Origin of the sequence: Pseudoalteromonas rhizosphaerae (assembly GCF_902498845.1) — a bacterium.
Taxonomy (GTDB): domain Bacteria; phylum Pseudomonadota; class Gammaproteobacteria; order Enterobacterales; family Alteromonadaceae; genus Pseudoalteromonas; species Pseudoalteromonas rhizosphaerae.
This window is the reverse complement of sequence record NZ_CABVLM010000009.1, coordinates 212,646-231,137: the sequence shown is the minus strand read 5'-3', so window position 1 is coordinate 231,137 and position 18,492 is coordinate 212,646. Positions and strand designations below refer to the sequence as shown.

The window sequence follows — 18,492 nt, the reverse complement described above, 5'->3', positions numbered from 1 at the left end:
CTTCCTTAACCAGCAATTTTTATTGTTGTTGTTTCAGCGGGGATATCTAATGTAGAAATAATGACTTGTTCACCAGGCTCAAGTCCTGACAACACTTGGATGAGCTGGCCAGATGCTTTGCCATATTGCACTTCAACTTTAACGGCTTTGTTATCCATTGTGAGTTTAAATAATGAGCCATGACTGCCTTCGCTTGCACCTGTTGGTTGTTTTATATAATTCACCTCTTTTTGTACATCGGCAAAAATAGTCGCATCTACTTGTTGCATGGGTTTCATGGTGTCTGATTCAGAAACCTCGAGCTCAATATCAATTTGTACAGCACCGTCGCTGATCACAGGATCTACACGCACTACTTGGCCGCGCACCTGGTCATTCAACGTGCTAATTTGGGCTGTCATACCTATTTGAATTAAATGAGCTTGAATTTGCGGTACTTTTATTTCACCAACTAGAGGGGAGAGGCTCCCTATTAGTGCCAGTTCAGAGCCAGCACTGACACTTTGCCCTAAACTTAAAGGCAAGCGTTGAATAACACCATTCATTCCCGCTTTAACTGAAAGTTGCTCTACCATTAATTTGGCGACATCAAACTCGTCTTGCGCTTGGGCTATTAAGTCATCTTGAATTGAAAGCGACTCTTTTTGCATCTGTGCTAATTTATCAAGCTTAGATTCTTCAAGGTTAATACGCTTTGATAGCTGTTTGGCTTCGAGCTCATTTTTCTTCGCGCTGATCCCCGATACAATACCTGATTTAGCCAGTGTACGTTCTGCTTCAACTTGCAGCATGGCTATTTCAGATTGTGCTTTTAGCTCTGACACGGTTGACTCGTTATTTAACAACTCACGCTGTTGCAGTAATACGGTTTGCCGTTTTTGGGTTTTGGCATTTTTAAGCTTTGCTAACGCCAAGCGGAGCTTACTTTCTAGCTCGGGGTTATTTAAAGTGAGGATCACTGTGTCATGGTTAACCACAGCACCCGCTTTTAGTTTTATTTCGTCAACCACCGCATTACTTGTGGCTGTGAGAAGTCGTTTATTGATTGATTGCAATGAACCATAGCCATCAACCTTAATTGAAAAATCACCGCGCTCAACCTTCGCAATGGTGACAGAGTCTTTTGATATAACTTCGGCATTATCTGCAAAGCCTAATTGCCAGCCAGAGATAAGCATAACGACAGATAAACCTATCAACCCTTGATAGATTAGTTTGGATGTAAATTTCATAGTTATTCCTTTTGTTATTCTTACCATGGTATTTAATCACACAGCTTGGGCTAACGTTTGGTTCTTAATTAATTCTTCGAGATCAATTATTCTATCTGCTGCTTGTATTGTCTCTTGCCTATGAGCAACACTGACCCTAGTTATTTTTTTTGATTTTAAATATTTATTTACTTGCAATTCAGTAGCAGCATCAAGGTGGCTTGTTGCTTCGTCTAAAAATAAAATGATTGGTTGACTGTAAAGCGCTCTTGCCAAAAGCAATCTTTGTTTTTGACCACCTGACAATGAGCTACCTAAATCACCAACTTGAGTGTGTAAACCCATAGGCATGCTTTGAATCTCATGCCATATAGCAGCACCTTTAATGGCTTCTGTGATTTTATCTAGATCAGGTTTTGGCTCAAAGAAGCAGATATTTTCAATTAAGGAACCATTTAGTAATTGATCATTCTGCATTACCGTTGCACACATTGAGCGAAAGTTTCTCATGCCAAGCATTTTTATCGAGTGTCCATCTAACAAGTAATCACCTCGCTCTGCTTTGATTAATCCAGTCATTAATTTTAGGAGCGATGATTTACCCAACCCAGAGCGACCTATGATAGCCACCGATTCTCCGGCATCAATTTTAAAGTTTATTCCTTTAAATAACCAAGGAGAGGATGTTGAATATCGAAAATGCAGGTCGCGTACTTCAATGTGGCCTTTTGCTTGTTCTTTGGTTATTGTCAGTGAGGTATTTTCTTGCTCTTGGTTTTGCATCACTATATCAGACATTCTCCGTAAATAAGTTGAGGCTAACTTGAACTTAAATATATGATCTACCAGAGTTTGTGTGCTGCTCGAAAATTGTTGTCTATAAGCTAGGAAAGCAATAAACATCCCTATAGTAAATTCTTTATTGATTATTAATGTCGCGCCAATAAATATAACAATTAGATACTCTATTTTACTTACTAAATCTTGGCTAATTTCTGCAGTAATCGTGACCTTTTCACGTTTAATATTTTCATTTGTAGTATCTGCAAATAAATTGAGCCATGAAGAAAGTCGGGTACTTTCTTTTACATAGCATTTTATGGGCATAATTGCTCTGATAGTTTCTAAAAAATGACTGTTTTCTTTTGCTTGTTTAGATAAAACTTGCTCTAAATGCTTATTTTCTTTGTTGGTTAAATATAACCTAAGCAATAATGTGAATAAGAGGAATGATAAAGATACTAAAGCAAGAGCTGGTGAGTAAGTATACATAATGATTAAAGTTGTTATGCCTAGCAAGCCTTCGACAATGGCAGAAATAAAACCACGACTTATCATTCTTTGGACTTCATTAAATGCTTCAAACCTAGATTTAATATCGCCAACATGGCGAGATTCAAAAAACGAAAGGGGTAAATGTAATAGGTGTCGCTGGATGTTCGCTTTTACTTGAAAGCCCAAATTTTTGTCTAAGTATAAAATTGCAGCAGAGCGAATAATATTGCTAAAAGTTGTTAGTAAGGTGACGGCAATAAATGCGATTAGCAACCATATTAACATTCCACTATCGGAGAGTGGAATTCCATGATCTATCACAATTCTAATATAGTAGGGGGATATTAAGAGGAAGCATTGCAGAATCAAGGCGACAACGAATATCTTAAATAATGAGGATGCGAGTCCTTCAATATTGCCAATGAATGCTCTGAGCGGCATCTTCACTCGTTCATCGGCTACAGTAAATGCAGGTGTTGGAGTTAACTCGATTGCAATACCGGTAAATGCTTCAGAGACTTGTTGCCAATCTAGTTTAACTTTTCCTTTTGCGGGATCATGGATAACAATGCCAGTTCTATTTACTGAAGCAAGCGTAACAAAGTGATTAAAGTTCCAATGCAATATTGCAGGTCCCCTTAGCTTAGATAGCTGTCCAAGCTCTAATTTTAATACTCGCCCAGATAGGCCAATATCATCTGCAATTTTTAAAATGTGCTTAACTGTTATTCCTTGAGTACCAACGGGGTAACGTTGTCGCATAGCAAGCATGTTTACTTTATAACCATGATAAAAAGCAATCATAGCTATACATGTGATACCACATTCAGCTACTTCACTTTGTAAGAAAAGAGGTAGTTTTGATGGTTTAAAGTCAATGTAGTCTGTGAGACGCATTTAAATTTCACTATTTAATTAAGTTAAGGGCTTTTTCTGATTGCTGAGTGAGTAGTATTTTTATATCTGCGTTAGGTGACAGTTTTGAATAATTGTTAGTTTCTAATTTTAAATGTATTTTTTGTTCTTTATTATTTTTATTACTACCAATAACCATAGTGACTATACCTTTTAATTCATCATTATTGACGATTAAGGTAATTTTATCCTTTACATTAATACTCATATTTTTATTGCTAGAAATCCAAAAAGATAACTCATTTTCTGAAGTGGTACTTAAAACGTAACCAAGAGGTTCAAATGGTTGTATTATATTTTTTTCGATTAAAGAATGAAAAAACAAACCATCGGAAGGAGAGCGAATAACCTCTTTTTCTAACTTACTATTACTATCAAACTTAGAGATAGTAAGTAGCTGTTGATTTTTTTTAACGCTCTCACCATCTATCGCAAAGTGCTTATTTATAACCACTACTTCATTATAAATAAGCGGGGTATAGTGTTCAGATGAGACCTTGGCGTCAAGACTTCTTTTTGTTGATAAAGTTAGAACATTAATAACTAAAAAGCTAAATACGAAAATTGCAATTAAAGCTGAAATAGAATTATTTATAATTTTAGGCTGTTTTATGAGCGACTTACCAATGTCGCTCGACTTATATTGATTTCTAAGGGCCTCTTTACGAAACATATTAACGATAGACATAGTATTAACCTACTTTCTTGATGGGAATATCACCCACAGTACTATTACTATTCATATAGCTTAAAGGACACCCCATTTGCCAACTATCTAATGTAGTAAAACCTTTTATCCATGTGCTGAACTTTTCATTATTTAGGGTCAATGTCCCGTCTGGGTTGATTTTACCAACGGTATTTCTATCGTCACTTAGAGCCACCGTGCACTTATTAAGGTTGCCGTTTGCTCTAATGCCAATAGAGTTAGGTTTACCGGCATAACATATATAATTAGTCCCCGGCTTATCTGTATTTTCTGAGTATCTTTGGGTTAGCTCATTCACCAAGCATGCAGCAGATTTTTTTGATGTGAGACTTGTGATAGCTTCTTGATTATCGCCACCCAAATCAGCAATTGCCTGGAAAAGTAGATTGAATCGATTATCTTTTCTTAGCGTTTTATCATAGCGATCGCAAAAATTTAGTACACTTTCATGGTTTAAGTCAGTTACATGTATCCTAAGTGTTATAGCAAAGCCTAGATCGGTATTTGCGGCATCTTGTAATCTTGCCCAAATTTTATCAAAGCTACCTCGACCACTTCGTGTTAACCTAGTTTTATCATGTGATTCCTTATCACCATCAATAGATATTTGAAAGCTGTTCTGTTTTAGCTCTATAAGTCGGGTAAGTGTTTTAATATCAAGAAGAAGGCCATTAGTTGTTAAATCACCACTAAGTTTACATCCATATTGTTCGCAGAGTGATAGACTATATTCGGCTATATCAAAAAGAATATCTTTTGCTAATAAAGGCTCGCCACCGAACCAGCTTAGAGATAAATATTCTAATGTTGGTATCTTATTGTGAATTAAAGTTTTAGTTGCCTCAACGAGCCAGTTAGGCATTTTTCCTATCTCAAAATCTTCGTAACAGTATACACATCGGAAATTACATTGCTCAGTAGGGAATAGGATAAGCTGAAATTTTTTATTTGTAAGGCTATTTGCAAGATGCTGTCTAGAAAAGCCTTTTATTTGTTGCGCATTAGACATGATATTCCTCTTTAGATGGGGCTAGCTTAAAAAGTAGCCCCATTTGCTTTATTTCTCTTTTTTACCACAACCAAAGTTGATTGTTACGCCTTCTTCTTCTTCTTCTTCTGGAGAAAAACCACCAGCAACTGCGTTGGCTAGTTCTTCGCTTAATTCAACTTCACCTAGCTCATTTAATTTAATTTCTTGGCTTTCGATATTTTCAAATTTCTTAGTCATTTTAAATTCCTTTAGTTGTATTATTTATCCCTCTGGATGAGGTGGAACTACTATGGCTAATTAAAGTTGATAAGGTAACTGTAATATTTACTAGCCTTTTCCAATTAATTGGTTTATTGACTCACTTATTTTTTTTAAATTAATGTTATCTTCTTTTTTTATTTCTTTTTTTATATTTATTGTGTTTTCTACTCTGTTCTTCAAAATTGTATAACTAGTTTTATTATATAGATTTAATATTTTTTCCTTATTATCTTCATCAGGGTGGTTTTTATATAAGTGACATAAAGTCATTCCATAGTTAAACTCGTCTTTTATTTCTATATATTTATTTAACGTTTTTCTTGCCAAGTGTGAAGAGGGAGAAAGATTTTCTGTTTCGATAATCATTGATGAAAAAGTTAGTAAAGATAAAGACTCAAGAGGGGTTTTTTCCATATTTGATATTAAATGTTTCATAACAGTTTTAGCTTTGCTTTGCTCCCCTAACCCCATGAAAGCCTCGTACAAGCGATAACTATATATCCCATTCTTTATACATTTTTTTCTGCTTATTTCTTCCCAGCAAAGCTGTATTGCTTCTTTATATTTACCTAAACCTATTAATGCCGTTACACTTGCTTCTATGTACACATCATTACTTTTTAAACGAACGGGTATTGCTTTTTTTAAATTGAGGACGTCATTAAAATTTGATCTCAAAAGGGAAAACTTCAATAGTTCATCTAGTGCAGCTAAGTGCAATATCTCCCATTGCTCACCTAGTATTTCTTTGTTTACACTTATGGAACCTAGTTTTGCTTTGCCTGTATTGTCGAGAATAGCTGTTTCACCCATCAGCTGTAGGAATGCTGAGTGTTGGTTTGTCAGCTTATAAAGGCGTAATAAGTTGATTGTGGGATCGATTAAGTTTATGAGATTTTGATTATTTTCATCCTGCAAAAATTTATCCGACCAATAAGCTATTACTCTGTGTAAAAACAATTCGCTTTCTTGTGTTTTTCCTTGGTAAGCTAAAACAAGGGGATATGCATTAAACAACCAATGTAGGGTTTTGTTGGTACTTGAGTTTTGATTAAGAACATTCCTATCAAACGCAAGGCACATTTCTTCACACCAGTCTTCAAGGTTCGGTAAAGAGATTAGATCTCTTTTTTCAGTTAATCGCTTTAGCTTAGGTTTGTAATAGTTACAAGTTGCAGTATTCATTAACTGATGCCTTCTTGGCTTGCCGTGGTTGTAGATTTTTCATCATTATCATTCACGTGACAATAAACTTCTTCAGGGCTTATAAATCCTCCAACAAACGCATCAAGTAACTCAAGATTGGTGATTTCTATTAATCCATCAGTTGTTCTGTGGGCTGCTATGGCATGTTTTTCATTTTTTATGCTGTTCTGCATTGCTTGTACCTTATAATGTTGGGGTTAAAATTGAGCGTATAAGGTCGTTTTTTTTTTGCAATAATTAAGCGATGATATCTACGTAACCAAAATGTAACTTTCATTTAAATCAATGCATTAAACTTTATGGTAATTACTATTGCAGTACGTTATTATAATGAACGTTAAGGGACTGTTAAGGTTTGTAAGTGGCAAATGCTATGTTGATTAAATTTGGTGAGTACTGTTTGGACACTGAAGAGATGTCTCTTCAAATTAATGAGCAGTTAGTTGTACTTGAACCAAAAGTATTTGCCGTATTGATGTATTTTATTGAGCATCATGAGCGTTATATTTCAATGGATGAATTGCATGATAACTTATGGAAAGACCGCTGTGTTTCTGATGCCGCAGTAAGGCGAATTATAAGTAAACTTCGCATAATTTTGAATGATGATTATAAAGATCCTAAGTATCTTCAATCGCTCTCTAAACGTGGATATAAATTAATTTGTCCTGTATCAACAATTCCTTCCCCTATAGAAGAAAAACAAACAAGTATAGAAAAAACAGAGCACAAGAATGTTAAAAAAGCTAAGGTCTATTTTTACCTTATTGCAATAGCGATTCTTTTTCTTTCGTTAGCTTATCTTTTATTTAAATACAATGTCGATGAAGTTTCAGTTACTGCTAGGGTGGTAAATACTGTCGTCTCAGACAAAAAAGCCTTTGCAGCCTCCAGTGAAGGTCGATACATTGCATTCACTAGTAAATTAAGTCATGAAAAGAATTATCATATTTATTTAAAAGACCAGAAAACAGAGACTATAGAGGTGCTTGTAGATAATACAACCCTGCCTACAGGTTTGGTTTTCTCTAATGATGGGGAGCGCTTGTACTTTTCCGATAATTTAGGTGATATTGCTTTATTAAAGCAGATAGATCTAACAAATAAAGCGCATGGAGTAGGTACGTTAGTAGCTGATTTTTATTTCATCACAGATGTGTTTATCGACAAAAATGAAAATGACGTAATTTATTTTTCTGGGCAAAAAGATCAGCAAAGTGCATTACTTATCTATAAATTCAACTCTGAAAAAGGCTTGCTTGAAGAGATTACTTCTGTTCCTCAAAAAGGATTTCATGATAGTCGTGCGGATATTTCTCCAGACTCTGGTAAGTTGGTTGTACTGCGAATTTATTTGGGTAGTAAGCGTAATTCTATTCGAGTACACGATTTAAAGACTGGCAGAACTCTTTTTCACCATGATCAAAATACAACTATCTATGATGTTCATTGGCTTGATGATGAGCATATCATTTTATTAGATGATAAAAAGCTAGCTAAAATAAATGTTAAAACAGGTGATTCAAATATTATTATCGATAAAAACAAAGGCCTTATCGCATTAGAACGAGTAACCCCAAATACACTATTAGCTATCAGAGATAATGATATTATCAATACTCTGATAGAGAAAAAGCTGCCATTAAGTGATTTTAAAAATGTTGAAATGATTCAAAAGAAACAACCTGAGCAAGATAGTAACATTATTGCCTATCAACCTTTAGGTAACAAAATCTGGACGGTAATAAATGAGGGAGGTGTTAGCTCCTTAATTTTTTATGAAAAAAGTAAGGTTACGAAAAAAGCAACACTAATGAGCACTGAAAACCCACTAGAGTTGCTCGGCGCCTCTCTGTCTGGACAATATGTATTATTAAAGCTTCAAGACCGCATAACAATTCTTAATACGTTTGATAATAGCCTGACATACCTCTCTAAGGCTGATGAGTTGATTGGCGATGTTACTCTTTCATTAAATGAAAAATCCATTCTATATACGCGAAAAAGTAATGGTGAATGGCAAGTATTTGAGTATGTTATTGAAGAAAAAACTAAAAACCTTATCTTTAAAGGTTACCGCTTTATTCGACAATTTGAAGGGGGATATGTATTAGGTGATAATACGGGGAGGTTATCACGGTTTGATGCGAATGAAGAAACGATGACTTCAATGCCGGTAAGCATGTCCACTGAGACAAACACGAATTGGGCTGTAATAAACGGTAAAGTATTATGGAGTAATCATAATTTGATAAATACGACCTTCTATGAAATAGACTTAAATGATGTAGATACTTCTAATCTAAAGTCAAAAACGTTTGACTTTAGTGTTATTAGACCAAGTTTTTATGTGGACAAAATGAATGGTGTAATTATCGTTGAAAGTTTAGGTAGTAGAACTAGTGAAATTATTTCCATTTATATTCAATAGGTTAAAGTTTATTTTTGTAAGGTTATAGAAAAGTTATCTCATTGTTATTGATAAAATCTACCGTGTAGCTCAAATTTAATGTGAACAATATAACTACAACATAAATTAGGGGCTACACCACGATGAATAACATATTTAAAACATCATTTATCTATACAGCTATTTTTACTTTCTTAACAGTAATATATCCCGCTGACACGTATGTAGGTATTGACACTCAAATTATTGATAATGACTCGCCAAGTTCTTCTTGTGTCGTATTTCCTATACTCTGTAAAGATGAGTCTAAATCGAGTTTTGCATATGATAAATATGAATGAACTACATTCTAGAATTGAGCTTATAAACTCAATACATGGCTTTAATGGTTTTTTTGAAGATATAAAAAATAATTATAGCTATGTTCAAGCAGGGTTTATTATTTTTGATCTCTCCGATTTATTTAAGTTTGATACTCATTATTTCGGTGAATTTGATGATTCTTTTTTAAATGATATTAATTCCTGTAAGCGGTTGCTTCATTATTGCTTAAATGAAACAAGAGCAATTCAGCTTAGTGAGTTAATTGGCAGCTTTGAGTCGGTATTAATAATTCCTACGGGTTTACATAAAAATAAATTTGCTTGTCTAGTGTTGGAATTGTCAAATTTAGGCGCTGAACCTCGTAAAGTGAAAATGCTAGGGGATTATTGGCGAATTTTTTTAGTTGAAATATTTGAAGCTTATCGACGCTCAACAAATCTTGAGGCTGTAAAAATTACGCGACGTGAAAAAGAATGTATTCGTTGGGCTTCTATTGGAAAGACCTCTTGGGAGATCAGCCAAATACTCAGCATTAGCCAAAGAACCGTTGATTTCCATTTAACAAATTGTATTAGAAAGACAAACAGTACAAACCGACAGCATGCCATTGTTAAATGTATTTTGAGTGGAGAATTGCTAAATCCTCAATAAAATTTCCCTGACCAATTAAAAGCGCATATTGCGCTTTTTTTGATCTACACCTTGCCATTTTTATAGTTTCGTTTAAAATCCCATAACTTTCGAAACGAAACTTAAATGGTTTGCTTAATGACTAAACGAAACACCCAGCAACGTCGTCACCTTATTCTTACTCAAGTTAATGAGTTAGGTGAAGTAGCCGTAGATATTTTAGCTGAGCAGTTTCAAACCTCTGAAGTAACCATTCGTAAAGACTTAACAGCGCTTGAAAAAAGCGGACTATTACTGCGCCGCTATGGTGGCGCGATAGCATTGCCGCAAGAAATTGTAAGCGATGATATTGATTCAAAACGTAAAGTGGCGATTGCAAAAGCCGCAGCAGCACTAATCAAAGATCATAACCGCATTATTATCGACAGTGGTCGTACTACAGCAGCAATGATCCCTGAACTGGGTAATAAGCGCGGTTTAGTGGTGATGACTAATGCAATTAAAGTGGCTAATCGCTTATTGGCGCTGGAAAACGAGCCAACACTTTTGATGACCGGTGGTACGTGGGACCCGCATTCTGAGTCGTTTCAGGGGCAGGTTGCAGAGAGTGTTTTACGTTCTTATGATTTTGATCAGCTATTTATTGGTGCAGATGGCATTGATGTTGAGCGTGGTACTACTACCTTTAATGAACTAGTAGGCCTAAGTCAAGTTATGGCAGGCGCTGCTCGTGAAGTTATAGTGCTGGTGGAGTCAGAAAAAATCGGCCGAAAAATCCCTAATTTAGAATTACCTTGGCAGCAAGTGACTACGCTTATCACCGACAGCAACTTAGCACTCGATACTCGCCAAGCAATACAAGCGTGTGGTGTGCAGTTGATCTGCGCTGAGCTATAAAATTCGTGTTTATTACAGGCCGACAACACCTGTGATGTTCATTTAAATATTAAACAACACATACAAACCCAAAGTTGACGCTTTGGCATGTACAAAAGGAGAAATTATGTGTGGAATAGTTGGGGCAGTTGCAGAACGCCCAGTAAATAAAATTTTAGTTGAAGGCCTTAAGCGCCTTGAATACCGTGGTTACGACTCAGCTGGTGTGGCACTTTTAGATGGTAATACACTTAATACCGTAAAAGCAGTGGGTAAAGTAGTTAACCTTGAAAACGCGCTTGATGAAGCTGGCGTAAAAGGGACTACCGGTATTGCACATACTCGCTGGGCAACTCACGGCGGCGTGACGAAAGCAAACGCGCACCCGCATATTTCAAACAGCGAAATTGCCTTAGTGCACAATGGTATTATTGAAAACCACGCCAGCTTACGTGAAGCGCTGAAAGGCGATGGTTACGAGTTTTTATCAGACACAGATACCGAAGTAATGGTGCATTTAATTCATCAACTTCGCCAGCAACACACCACTTTACTTGCATCAGTACAAGCTGCGGTTAAGCAGTTTGATGGCGCATTTGGTACAGTAGTATTTGATAAAGCCAACGATAATGAAATTATTGTTGCCCGTTCAGGCAGTCCATTAGTTATTGGCTTAGGTCTTGGCGAAAACTTTATTGCCTCTGACCAATTAGCATTATTACCAGTAACTCGTACCTTTATCTACCTTGAAGAAGGTGATGTAGCGCGTATCACCCGTAACAGTGTGGAAATTTTTGATGTAGACGGCAATGCCGTTAAACGTGAAGTCATTGAATCAAACATCACACAAGATGCATCAGGTAAAGGTGAATACCGTCACTACATGCTTAAAGAAATTTACGAGCAGCCGCTTGCAGTACGTAATACTCTTGAAGGACGTTTAAATGACGACCGCGTAGCGATTGATGCCTTTGGCGACAGTGCACAGCAAATATTTAAAGATGTAAAACACGTACAAATTATTGCCTGTGGTACGTCTTACCACTCAGGTATGGTTGCACGTTACTGGCTTGAGCAATTTGCAGGTGTTAGCTGTAACGTAGAAATTGCCTCTGAGTTCCGTTACCGCCAGTCGTTTGTACATGAAAACAGCTTACTGGTTACTATTTCTCAATCGGGTGAAACGGCTGATACTTTAGCAGCACTGCGTTTAGCAAAACAGCAAGGTTACATGGCATCAATGACCATTTGTAACGTACCTGGCTCATCACTTGTGCGCGAATCAGATCTTGCGTTTATGACCAAAGCCGGTGCTGAAATTGGCGTAGCCTCGACTAAAGCATTTACCACGCAATTAGTTGGTTTGTTAATGCTTACTGCGTCTATCGCGCAAGAAAAAGGCCTAGATCAAGGCACTATTGTTAACGCTATAAAATTGCTTCCAGCTAAGTTAGAAGAAACTTTATTACTTGCTGATGGCATTGCTGACCTTGCAGAAGAGTTTGCCGACAAGCACCACTCACTGTTTTTAGGTCGCGGTTCGCAATACCCAATTGCAATGGAAGGCGCGCTTAAGCTTAAAGAAATTTCGTATATTCACGCTGAAGCATACGCCGCAGGTGAGCTTAAACATGGCCCATTAGCATTGATTGACGCAGACATGCCAATTATTGTTGTAGCACCAAACAACGAATTGCTTGAAAAGCTTAAATCAAACGTAGAAGAAGTACGTGCACGTGGCGGCATCATCTATGTATTCGCTGATAAAGATTCACACTTTGAGTCAGACGACACAATGCGTGTTATCAACGTAAACCATGTAGATGACGTGATTGCCCCAGTGGTATATACACTGCCATTACAATTACTTTCATACTACGTAGCGGTGATTAAAGGTACTGACGTTGACCAACCACGTAACTTAGCGAAATCGGTTACGGTTGAGTAAAATCAATGTTTTGGTAATTACCTGTTAAAGATAAAAAGGCGCTCAATGCGCCTTTTTTAATATGCGCGCTCCCCTAAGTCATAAGCAAAATAGCCATAAGCAATTATTAGCATCAAACCTAAAAATGATATATGCATTATGCGAGCTAAAATCAAATCTATAGGTCTGGCGTGCCGTAAAATGGCTTCGTCATTAACAACCGTCGCTTTTGCGGGTTTTTGTCGTCTAATTACTTTGCCATACATGCTTACTCTTATACCTATACCTTTATCCCAAAGCGGCTCATGTATCCCTTCTTCGCGCATTTTTTTCTCAATGTGTTTCATTGAAATGCGAGTGAAACACAAGGCTGACATTAGATAACTAATTATTATTGGTAAAGATATAAATAAAAAAGTCTTTTCAGGTATCACATACATAATTTAAAGCTAATTCATATCAGAGTAGGAAGCATACATTAAAGTACGAGATGATGCTTTGTAGCATTATACCTATCGATTATAATTCGAACACAAAATTAATAAGCGCGCTCACCTAAGTCATAAGCAAAATAACCATAGGTCGCACAGATCATCATAACAACTAATGAGTAATGCATCGCTCGAGCGAGTATAAGGTCAATAGGACGTACGTGGCGAAGTATCGCTTCGTCGTTAACGATGGTTGCTTTGGCAGGTTTTTGACGACGAATTACTTTGCCATACATGCTCACTCTTATACCAATACCTTTATCCCAAAGCGGCTCATGTATTCCTTCCTCGCGCATTTTCTTCTCGATATGCTTCATTGAAATGCGAGTGAAGCATAGGGTTGAGATTAAGAAAGCAATGAATGATGGTCCAGCTAGTAGCCAGTAAAAACTTTCAGGTATGATAAACATCTAAAACCAACTTATGTCAGCGTAAGGAGCATAAATAAAGGTACAAGTGATTTTCTGTAGCATAAAACCTTCTGTCTATAACTTCGCCATGAAATTAATATGCGCGCTCACCTAAGTCATAAGCAAAATAGCCATAAGCAATTATTAGCATCAAACCTAAAAATGATATATGCATTACGCGAGCTAAAATTAAATCAATAGGTCTTGCGTGCCGTAAAATAGCTTCATCATTAACAACCGTTGCTTTTGCTGGTCTTTGTCGTCTAATTACTTTGCCATACATGTTCACTCTTATACCTATACCTTTATCCCAAAGCGGCTTATGTATTCCTTCTTCGCGCATTTTTTTCTCAATGTGCTTCATTGAAATGCGAGTGAAACACAAGGCTGAAATGAGAAAAGAGATAAATGGAGGAAACGATATTATAAAAAAAATGATTTCAGGTATTTTATACATCGCTAGAAGAGACCTTATCAAGAAAGCTTGAAAAAATGGCCTGAGTCGCAAAATCATTGCAATTTAATAGATTTGTTTGATTTAAACACAAATTAAATTGAGACATGATATTTCCTTGTATCTAAAATTAATCCATTCAATCAAAGAAAATAACATACTCGAATTAATAAGATCAAGAATATAAGCGCTCTTAATAAATACTTTAATGTGGTATTCGTAACTAATCACCCCGTTACAGTTACTTTCATACTACGTAGCGGTAATTAAAGGCACTGATGTTGACCAGCCTCGTAACCTCGCAGAATCAGTTACTGTTGAATAAAATCAATAGTTTGGTAATTACCTGTTAAAGATAAAAGCGCTCAATGCGCTTTTTTTGTGTCTGAAACTCTGTTAACTTAAGTAACTCATTATTCTCTAAGGGATTAGTTATGCGCTTAATCACCGCTCTGTGTTTTGTTAGTTTTTGTATTTTTAGTCAACAAAGTGCCTTTGCACAATCTGATGTTAAACAACAAACAGCTGATTATTCTCAGCACACACATACATTTAAATCGGCTGTTCTAAATGAGCAGCGTACAGTTGTCGTTCAATTGCCTAAAAGCTACCAAGCTGAACCCGATAAAGTTTATCCGGTAATATATCGCTTAGATGGCGCGGGTAATATACCGCTTGCCAGTGCTATTATTGAGCGTTTACAAAATGATAATCGTGCGCCTGAAGTTATTATTGTCGCTATTGAAAACACTAATCGACTTAGAGATATGTATCCTACAGTGAATAAAGAGCCGCAAGGTCCTGTCGGTGAAGGGGGCGGCGCGGCAAAGTTTTTAGCGTTTTTTGAACAAGAGCTCATTCCTTTAGTTAATAAAAACTATCGTACGCATGACTATAAGGTTATTTCTGGCGCCTCCGCTGGTGGTGTATTTTCGTTATACGCGTTGCAAGCCAAACCTGAGTTATTCCAAGCGCACATTGCTTATAGCCCTGCGGTTTGGTGGAACTATGGCGCGTCAGTAAAAAGCACAAAGTCATTTTTAGCTAAAAGCAAAGAGCTTAATAATTACGTTTATATAAATATCGGCGAAGAAGCCGGCATAATGCGTGAAAGGTATGATGAACTACAGCAATCACTGCAATCGCATAAAGCGCGGGGGCTACGCTTTTATAATGATGCGTTTGATGGTATCTCGCATGGCTTAACCACTGCTGCTGGCGTATTTAATGCCTACTACAACTTATTTTTACCTAAACAAATGCCCATAAGTGCTTTGGCTGACGATGTAGCCTCTATTGATGCATATTACAAAACACTATCTCAGCAATGGGGTGAGCAAATATCTCCACCCGATCGCGCTGTTAGATCACTCGGTTATAACTTAACGGGCAGCAAGCAGTTTACTCGTGCAATTGAGGTGTTTAAGTACAATTTAAAAAACCACTCAAAATCAGTCGATGCGCTTTCAGCTCTATCTTATGGTTATGAAATGCAAGGTGATACTCGTCAAGCGCTTAAACATATGGAGTCTGCTTTAGCGATTGCAGATGACTCATATCCTTATATAAATTACTTAAGAGAAACGAAAGCTAGGTTGCAAGCACAGTTAGACAATAAGTAAGACTAAACCAGCTCTATTTTTAGTTGCTACTTTTAATTCGAAAGTTTCTCGGGCTTAGTTAGCTAGGCCGCAAGGTAAGAATGTGTATATTGATTTTAAAGTTATTTAATGGGGTATAGTTAGGCGTTATTCATCAATGAAAAAATGCCTATGCAGTTCTTTATGACCTTTACTAGTAATAATAACTTCTCGATACCCAGGAACTCTTTTAATCCAGTTATTATTTTCAAAAAAATCTAGCAGGGATGATCCTAAGTGTCCGCCAACATGAAACTTTCTTTCGCTCCAATCTAAGCAGGGGCAACATTTTTTCCGCTTAGTTTTGGCATCTATAGGAACGCCTAACTGCAAAAGCTTTTCTTTACCTTGTATTGTTAGATCACTGCCTTCGTCGTTAATCCATTTATTTTTGACTAACGAGTCATATAATTTAACAGCAATATCACCGGCTAAATGGTCGTAACAGGTTCTTGCTTTTAGTAACTCTTTTGGAACTTTTAAGCGGGATGGGTTATTTACTTGAAAAGCAACACCCATCATATTCTCGAGTAGTGAAGCGATGCTATGGTTATAAAGACGGAAATATCTGTGTCGACCTTGAGATAAACATGTAACAAGGTTGGCCTTAAGCAGGCGAGATAGATGAGAGCTCGTTGTCGACGCTGCAATATCGGCTATTGAGCTAAGTTCAGTAGCCGTCCACGCTTTTCCATCCATTAGTGCACAGAGTATTTTCATTCTAGAAGTGTCTGACATCGCAGCCGCTAGAGCTGCGATGTTAGATTCTTGGCTGTAGTTTATTGATTCTCTCGAAGAGATATTATGTTCGCTCAAGTGCGGATAGCCCAATCAGTCGTCGCTTTTTCAGCTAATGCATAGTTATCAGTGACAAGGATTAATCGATTATCATGGTCACTATATTGAACGATAATATTAACACCTTTTTCAGCCAATGCTTTAGCGATTACACCTAACTCTCCGGCTGTTGTTGTTTTAGCTTTCGTATGAGTGGGATTGAAATGCCTTTTACTTCAATACCATGGGTAATAAGAACATCCTTTGCTTTATCGCCGTCTTCAACCAAAAAATGGGCATGACTTTGATGGCCAACAGTAAATATCCCGCCTCCTTCTAAACCAATGCCGTTTTTTCCAAGCACTTCTCCAAAGCGAGCTAATTCGCCAGGGCTGTTTTTTAAAACTATATGTATATCATGCATCGTACAATTCCTTAGTTATTAGAGCTATATGCTCGAGTTGAGGTTAAAATGTTGATTTTGTAAAAAGAAAAAATAGACGTTTTCCCCTCATCTTGAGCAAGCTGATGATGAAAGTTCTGTTTCCAATGTTTAATTGCTTCCTCATTTTCCCACCAAGACAGGGAAATAAACTTGTCTGGATTGGTTGTGCTTTGAAACCGTTCAATAGATATAAATCCATTAATATCACGCAGAAGAGGCTTTAATTGTTCTGCTAATTGAAAGTATCGTTCTTGCTTTTCTGGTATCGCTGACGCCTCAAATAAAACGGCTATCATTTTTTTCTCCATCAATGTCACTTAATTGTTATCGGTAATATAACCACTTGGAAAACCTTATGTTTCGTTAGATATCGAAATATGGTTGTCAGATATTTTTGTTTATAGTGAAGCATGTAGTAGTTGAGGGGTATTAAATGATCTGTGTAGCCAAATTGTCATATATGATTGTTATGCTACCTTGAACTTTATTTAATAAATCACACATGACAGATAGAATCGCCATTTTCGAGCAAGCAGCCAATTGGGCTGAGTTATCAAATAGCTTGTCAGACGAACAACAGCAACAACTTAGAATCTGGCTGGATGAGGCGCCTGAACATCGTGATGCTTATCAAAAATGTCTTAAAATATGGCGTTCTGATGAACTTGAAAATATGCTCGAAGAACAAGCCGAGCAGCTCCCTGTAAGCAGTAAAAAGCCAATGACTAAGTGGTTATGGGCAAGTGCATTTTGTTCAGTTTTTTTACTCATCGCGGTTAATTTTTTAGCCATACAGTCACCTGCTAAGCCAGAAAGTATAATCGCAAAAACAAACACTTCACAATCGCGCTATGTTGATTTACCTGATGGCTCTGCCATGAAGGTTGGCCCGCAAAGTACCCTTAGTTATTTATTTACGAAGCAGTCACGTAAGGTTGAGCTAAGCCAAGGTGAGTCGCTTTTTTCTGTGCAACATTTAAGTGATAACCAACCATTTATTGTTGATGCTGGAGATACGCGGGTTACGGTGACGGGTACTGAATTCTCGGTAGATAAAAGTGACTTTGGTACTCAGGTTATTGTAGTTCATGGCAGTGTTCATGTCGCAAATCAGCTAGATAACACCACCGTTGAGTTAACCGCTGGACAAAGTGTTGAAATCATTGATGGAAAAATGGGGGAGGTGAAGCTCCTGCCTAAGTCATTCAATCATTACTTGGATCTAGATAACACACAACCACAGTGGCTGGATGCTTATCAAATGAGTTTGGGTTCTGTACTTGCAAAGCTTGACCGACAAATGAGTGAAAAAATTAGCTTAGAAGATAGCACCCTTAAATCAATGCTTGTTACTGGTCGGTTTAATCTAAACACGCCAAAGCAAACGCTGCAGATGCTTGCTTTAGCCAATAAATTAAGAGTATCGCAATACTCCGAGCAAATTATTATACGTAATAACTAAGATGCAAAGAGTAAGCGGTTTATTCCTGTTACTCTGTCTCTGCAATAGCCAACTTAGCTTTAGTCAACAAGCTATAAC

General features: G+C 36.9%; 19 protein-coding genes. 6 read left to right on the top strand and 13 right to left on the bottom strand.

Annotated features, from left to right (window positions below):
- Positions 1 to 5 precede the first annotated feature (5 nt).
- From PSR9079_RS15280 to PSR9079_RS15255, 7 genes are all read right to left on the bottom strand, one after another.
- Complete coding sequence (locus PSR9079_RS15280) at positions 6 to 1,232, bottom strand: efflux RND transporter periplasmic adaptor subunit (protein WP_149982301.1); 1,227 nt, start codon at positions 1,230 to 1,232, stop codon at positions 6 to 8.
- A gap of 36 nt (positions 1,233 to 1,268) precedes the next feature.
- The gene (locus PSR9079_RS15275; RefSeq protein ID WP_149982300.1) at positions 1,269 to 3,383 is read right to left on the bottom strand and encodes a peptidase domain-containing ABC transporter; all 2,115 of its coding nucleotides are present in this window, start codon (positions 3,381 to 3,383) and stop codon (positions 1,269 to 1,271) included.
- Between the two features lie 10 nt (positions 3,384 to 3,393).
- The gene (locus PSR9079_RS15270; protein ID WP_149982299.1) at positions 3,394 to 4,089 is read right to left on the bottom strand and encodes a hypothetical protein; all 696 of its coding nucleotides are present in this window, start codon (positions 4,087 to 4,089) and stop codon (positions 3,394 to 3,396) included.
- Positions 4,090 to 4,093: 4 nt separating this feature from the next.
- Positions 4,094 to 5,119: a radical SAM protein gene (locus PSR9079_RS15265; RefSeq protein WP_149982298.1), complete on the bottom strand. Its 1,026-nt coding sequence runs from the start codon at positions 5,117 to 5,119 to the stop codon at positions 4,094 to 4,096.
- 48 nt (positions 5,120 to 5,167) lie between these two features.
- Positions 5,168 to 5,338 carry a hypothetical protein gene (locus PSR9079_RS23685; RefSeq protein ID WP_179959201.1) on the bottom strand — a complete coding sequence of 57 codons (171 nt, stop codon included), beginning with the start codon at positions 5,336 to 5,338 and terminating at the stop codon, positions 5,168 to 5,170.
- Positions 5,339 to 5,428: 90 nt separating this feature from the next.
- On the bottom strand, positions 5,429 to 6,547 hold the full coding sequence (locus PSR9079_RS15260; protein WP_149982297.1) for a hypothetical protein: 1,119 nt from the start codon (positions 6,545 to 6,547) through the stop codon (positions 5,429 to 5,431).
- Positions 6,547 to 6,741, bottom strand: a complete 195-nt coding sequence (locus PSR9079_RS15255) for a hypothetical protein (RefSeq protein ID WP_149982296.1) — start codon at positions 6,739 to 6,741, stop codon at positions 6,547 to 6,549. The genes PSR9079_RS15260 and PSR9079_RS15255 overlap by 1 nt, the downstream gene beginning before the upstream one ends.
- A gap of 188 nt (positions 6,742 to 6,929) precedes the next feature.
- Between PSR9079_RS15255 and PSR9079_RS15250 the strand changes: the two genes are divergently transcribed.
- The 4 genes from PSR9079_RS15250 (at position 6,930) to glmS (ending at position 12,756) form a co-directional block, all read left to right on the top strand.
- On the top strand, positions 6,930 to 8,999 hold the full coding sequence (locus PSR9079_RS15250) for a winged helix-turn-helix domain-containing protein (RefSeq protein WP_149982295.1): 2,070 nt from the start codon (positions 6,930 to 6,932) through the stop codon (positions 8,997 to 8,999).
- Positions 9,000 to 9,311: 312 nt separating this feature from the next.
- Positions 9,312 to 9,953: a helix-turn-helix domain-containing protein gene (locus tag PSR9079_RS15245; RefSeq protein ID WP_246175578.1), complete on the top strand. Its 642-nt coding sequence runs from the start codon at positions 9,312 to 9,314 to the stop codon at positions 9,951 to 9,953.
- A 117-nt stretch (positions 9,954 to 10,070) separates the two neighbouring features.
- The gene (locus tag PSR9079_RS15240; protein ID WP_145240141.1) at positions 10,071 to 10,829 is read left to right on the top strand and encodes a DeoR/GlpR family DNA-binding transcription regulator; all 759 of its coding nucleotides are present in this window, start codon (positions 10,071 to 10,073) and stop codon (positions 10,827 to 10,829) included.
- Positions 10,830 to 10,935: 106 nt separating this feature from the next.
- On the top strand, positions 10,936 to 12,756 hold the full coding sequence (gene glmS / locus PSR9079_RS15235; protein WP_149982293.1) for a glutamine--fructose-6-phosphate transaminase (isomerizing): 1,821 nt from the start codon (positions 10,936 to 10,938) through the stop codon (positions 12,754 to 12,756).
- A 56-nt stretch (positions 12,757 to 12,812) separates the two neighbouring features.
- Here glmS and PSR9079_RS15230 read toward each other — a convergent pair whose 3' ends face one another.
- The 3 genes from PSR9079_RS15230 to PSR9079_RS15220 form a co-directional block, all read right to left on the bottom strand.
- A complete protein-coding gene (locus PSR9079_RS15230; RefSeq protein WP_149982292.1) occupies positions 12,813 to 13,175 on the bottom strand; it encodes a hypothetical protein in 363 nt (120 codons plus the stop codon).
- A gap of 98 nt (positions 13,176 to 13,273) precedes the next feature.
- Positions 13,274 to 13,636 carry a hypothetical protein gene (locus PSR9079_RS15225; RefSeq protein WP_149982291.1) on the bottom strand — a complete coding sequence of 121 codons (363 nt, stop codon included), beginning with the start codon at positions 13,634 to 13,636 and terminating at the stop codon, positions 13,274 to 13,276.
- Between the two features lie 94 nt (positions 13,637 to 13,730).
- Positions 13,731 to 14,093: a hypothetical protein gene (locus tag PSR9079_RS15220; RefSeq protein WP_149982290.1), complete on the bottom strand. Its 363-nt coding sequence runs from the start codon at positions 14,091 to 14,093 to the stop codon at positions 13,731 to 13,733.
- Positions 14,094 to 14,524: 431 nt separating this feature from the next.
- Here PSR9079_RS15220 and PSR9079_RS15215 point away from each other — a divergent pair, with 431 nt between their 5' ends.
- The gene (locus tag PSR9079_RS15215) at positions 14,525 to 15,712 is read left to right on the top strand and encodes an alpha/beta hydrolase-fold protein (RefSeq protein ID WP_149982289.1); all 1,188 of its coding nucleotides are present in this window, start codon (positions 14,525 to 14,527) and stop codon (positions 15,710 to 15,712) included.
- Positions 15,713 to 15,838: 126 nt separating this feature from the next.
- Here PSR9079_RS15215 and PSR9079_RS15210 read toward each other — a convergent pair whose 3' ends face one another.
- From PSR9079_RS15210 to PSR9079_RS15200, 3 genes are all read right to left on the bottom strand, one after another.
- Complete coding sequence (locus PSR9079_RS15210; RefSeq protein WP_246175577.1) at positions 15,839 to 16,546, bottom strand: ArsR/SmtB family transcription factor; 708 nt, start codon at positions 16,544 to 16,546, stop codon at positions 15,839 to 15,841.
- A gap of 136 nt (positions 16,547 to 16,682) precedes the next feature.
- A complete protein-coding gene (locus PSR9079_RS24025; protein ID WP_246175576.1) occupies positions 16,683 to 16,931 on the bottom strand; it encodes an ACT domain-containing protein in 249 nt (82 codons plus the stop codon).
- A gap of 11 nt (positions 16,932 to 16,942) precedes the next feature.
- Positions 16,943 to 17,248: an antibiotic biosynthesis monooxygenase family protein gene (locus PSR9079_RS15200; protein ID WP_149982288.1), complete on the bottom strand. Its 306-nt coding sequence runs from the start codon at positions 17,246 to 17,248 to the stop codon at positions 16,943 to 16,945.
- A gap of 206 nt (positions 17,249 to 17,454) precedes the next feature.
- On the opposite strand from PSR9079_RS15200, the gene PSR9079_RS15195 reads away from it, so the two are divergent.
- Positions 17,455 to 18,414: a FecR family protein gene (locus PSR9079_RS15195; protein ID WP_149982287.1), complete on the top strand. Its 960-nt coding sequence runs from the start codon at positions 17,455 to 17,457 to the stop codon at positions 18,412 to 18,414.
- The last annotated feature ends 78 nt before the right edge of the window (positions 18,415 to 18,492 follow it).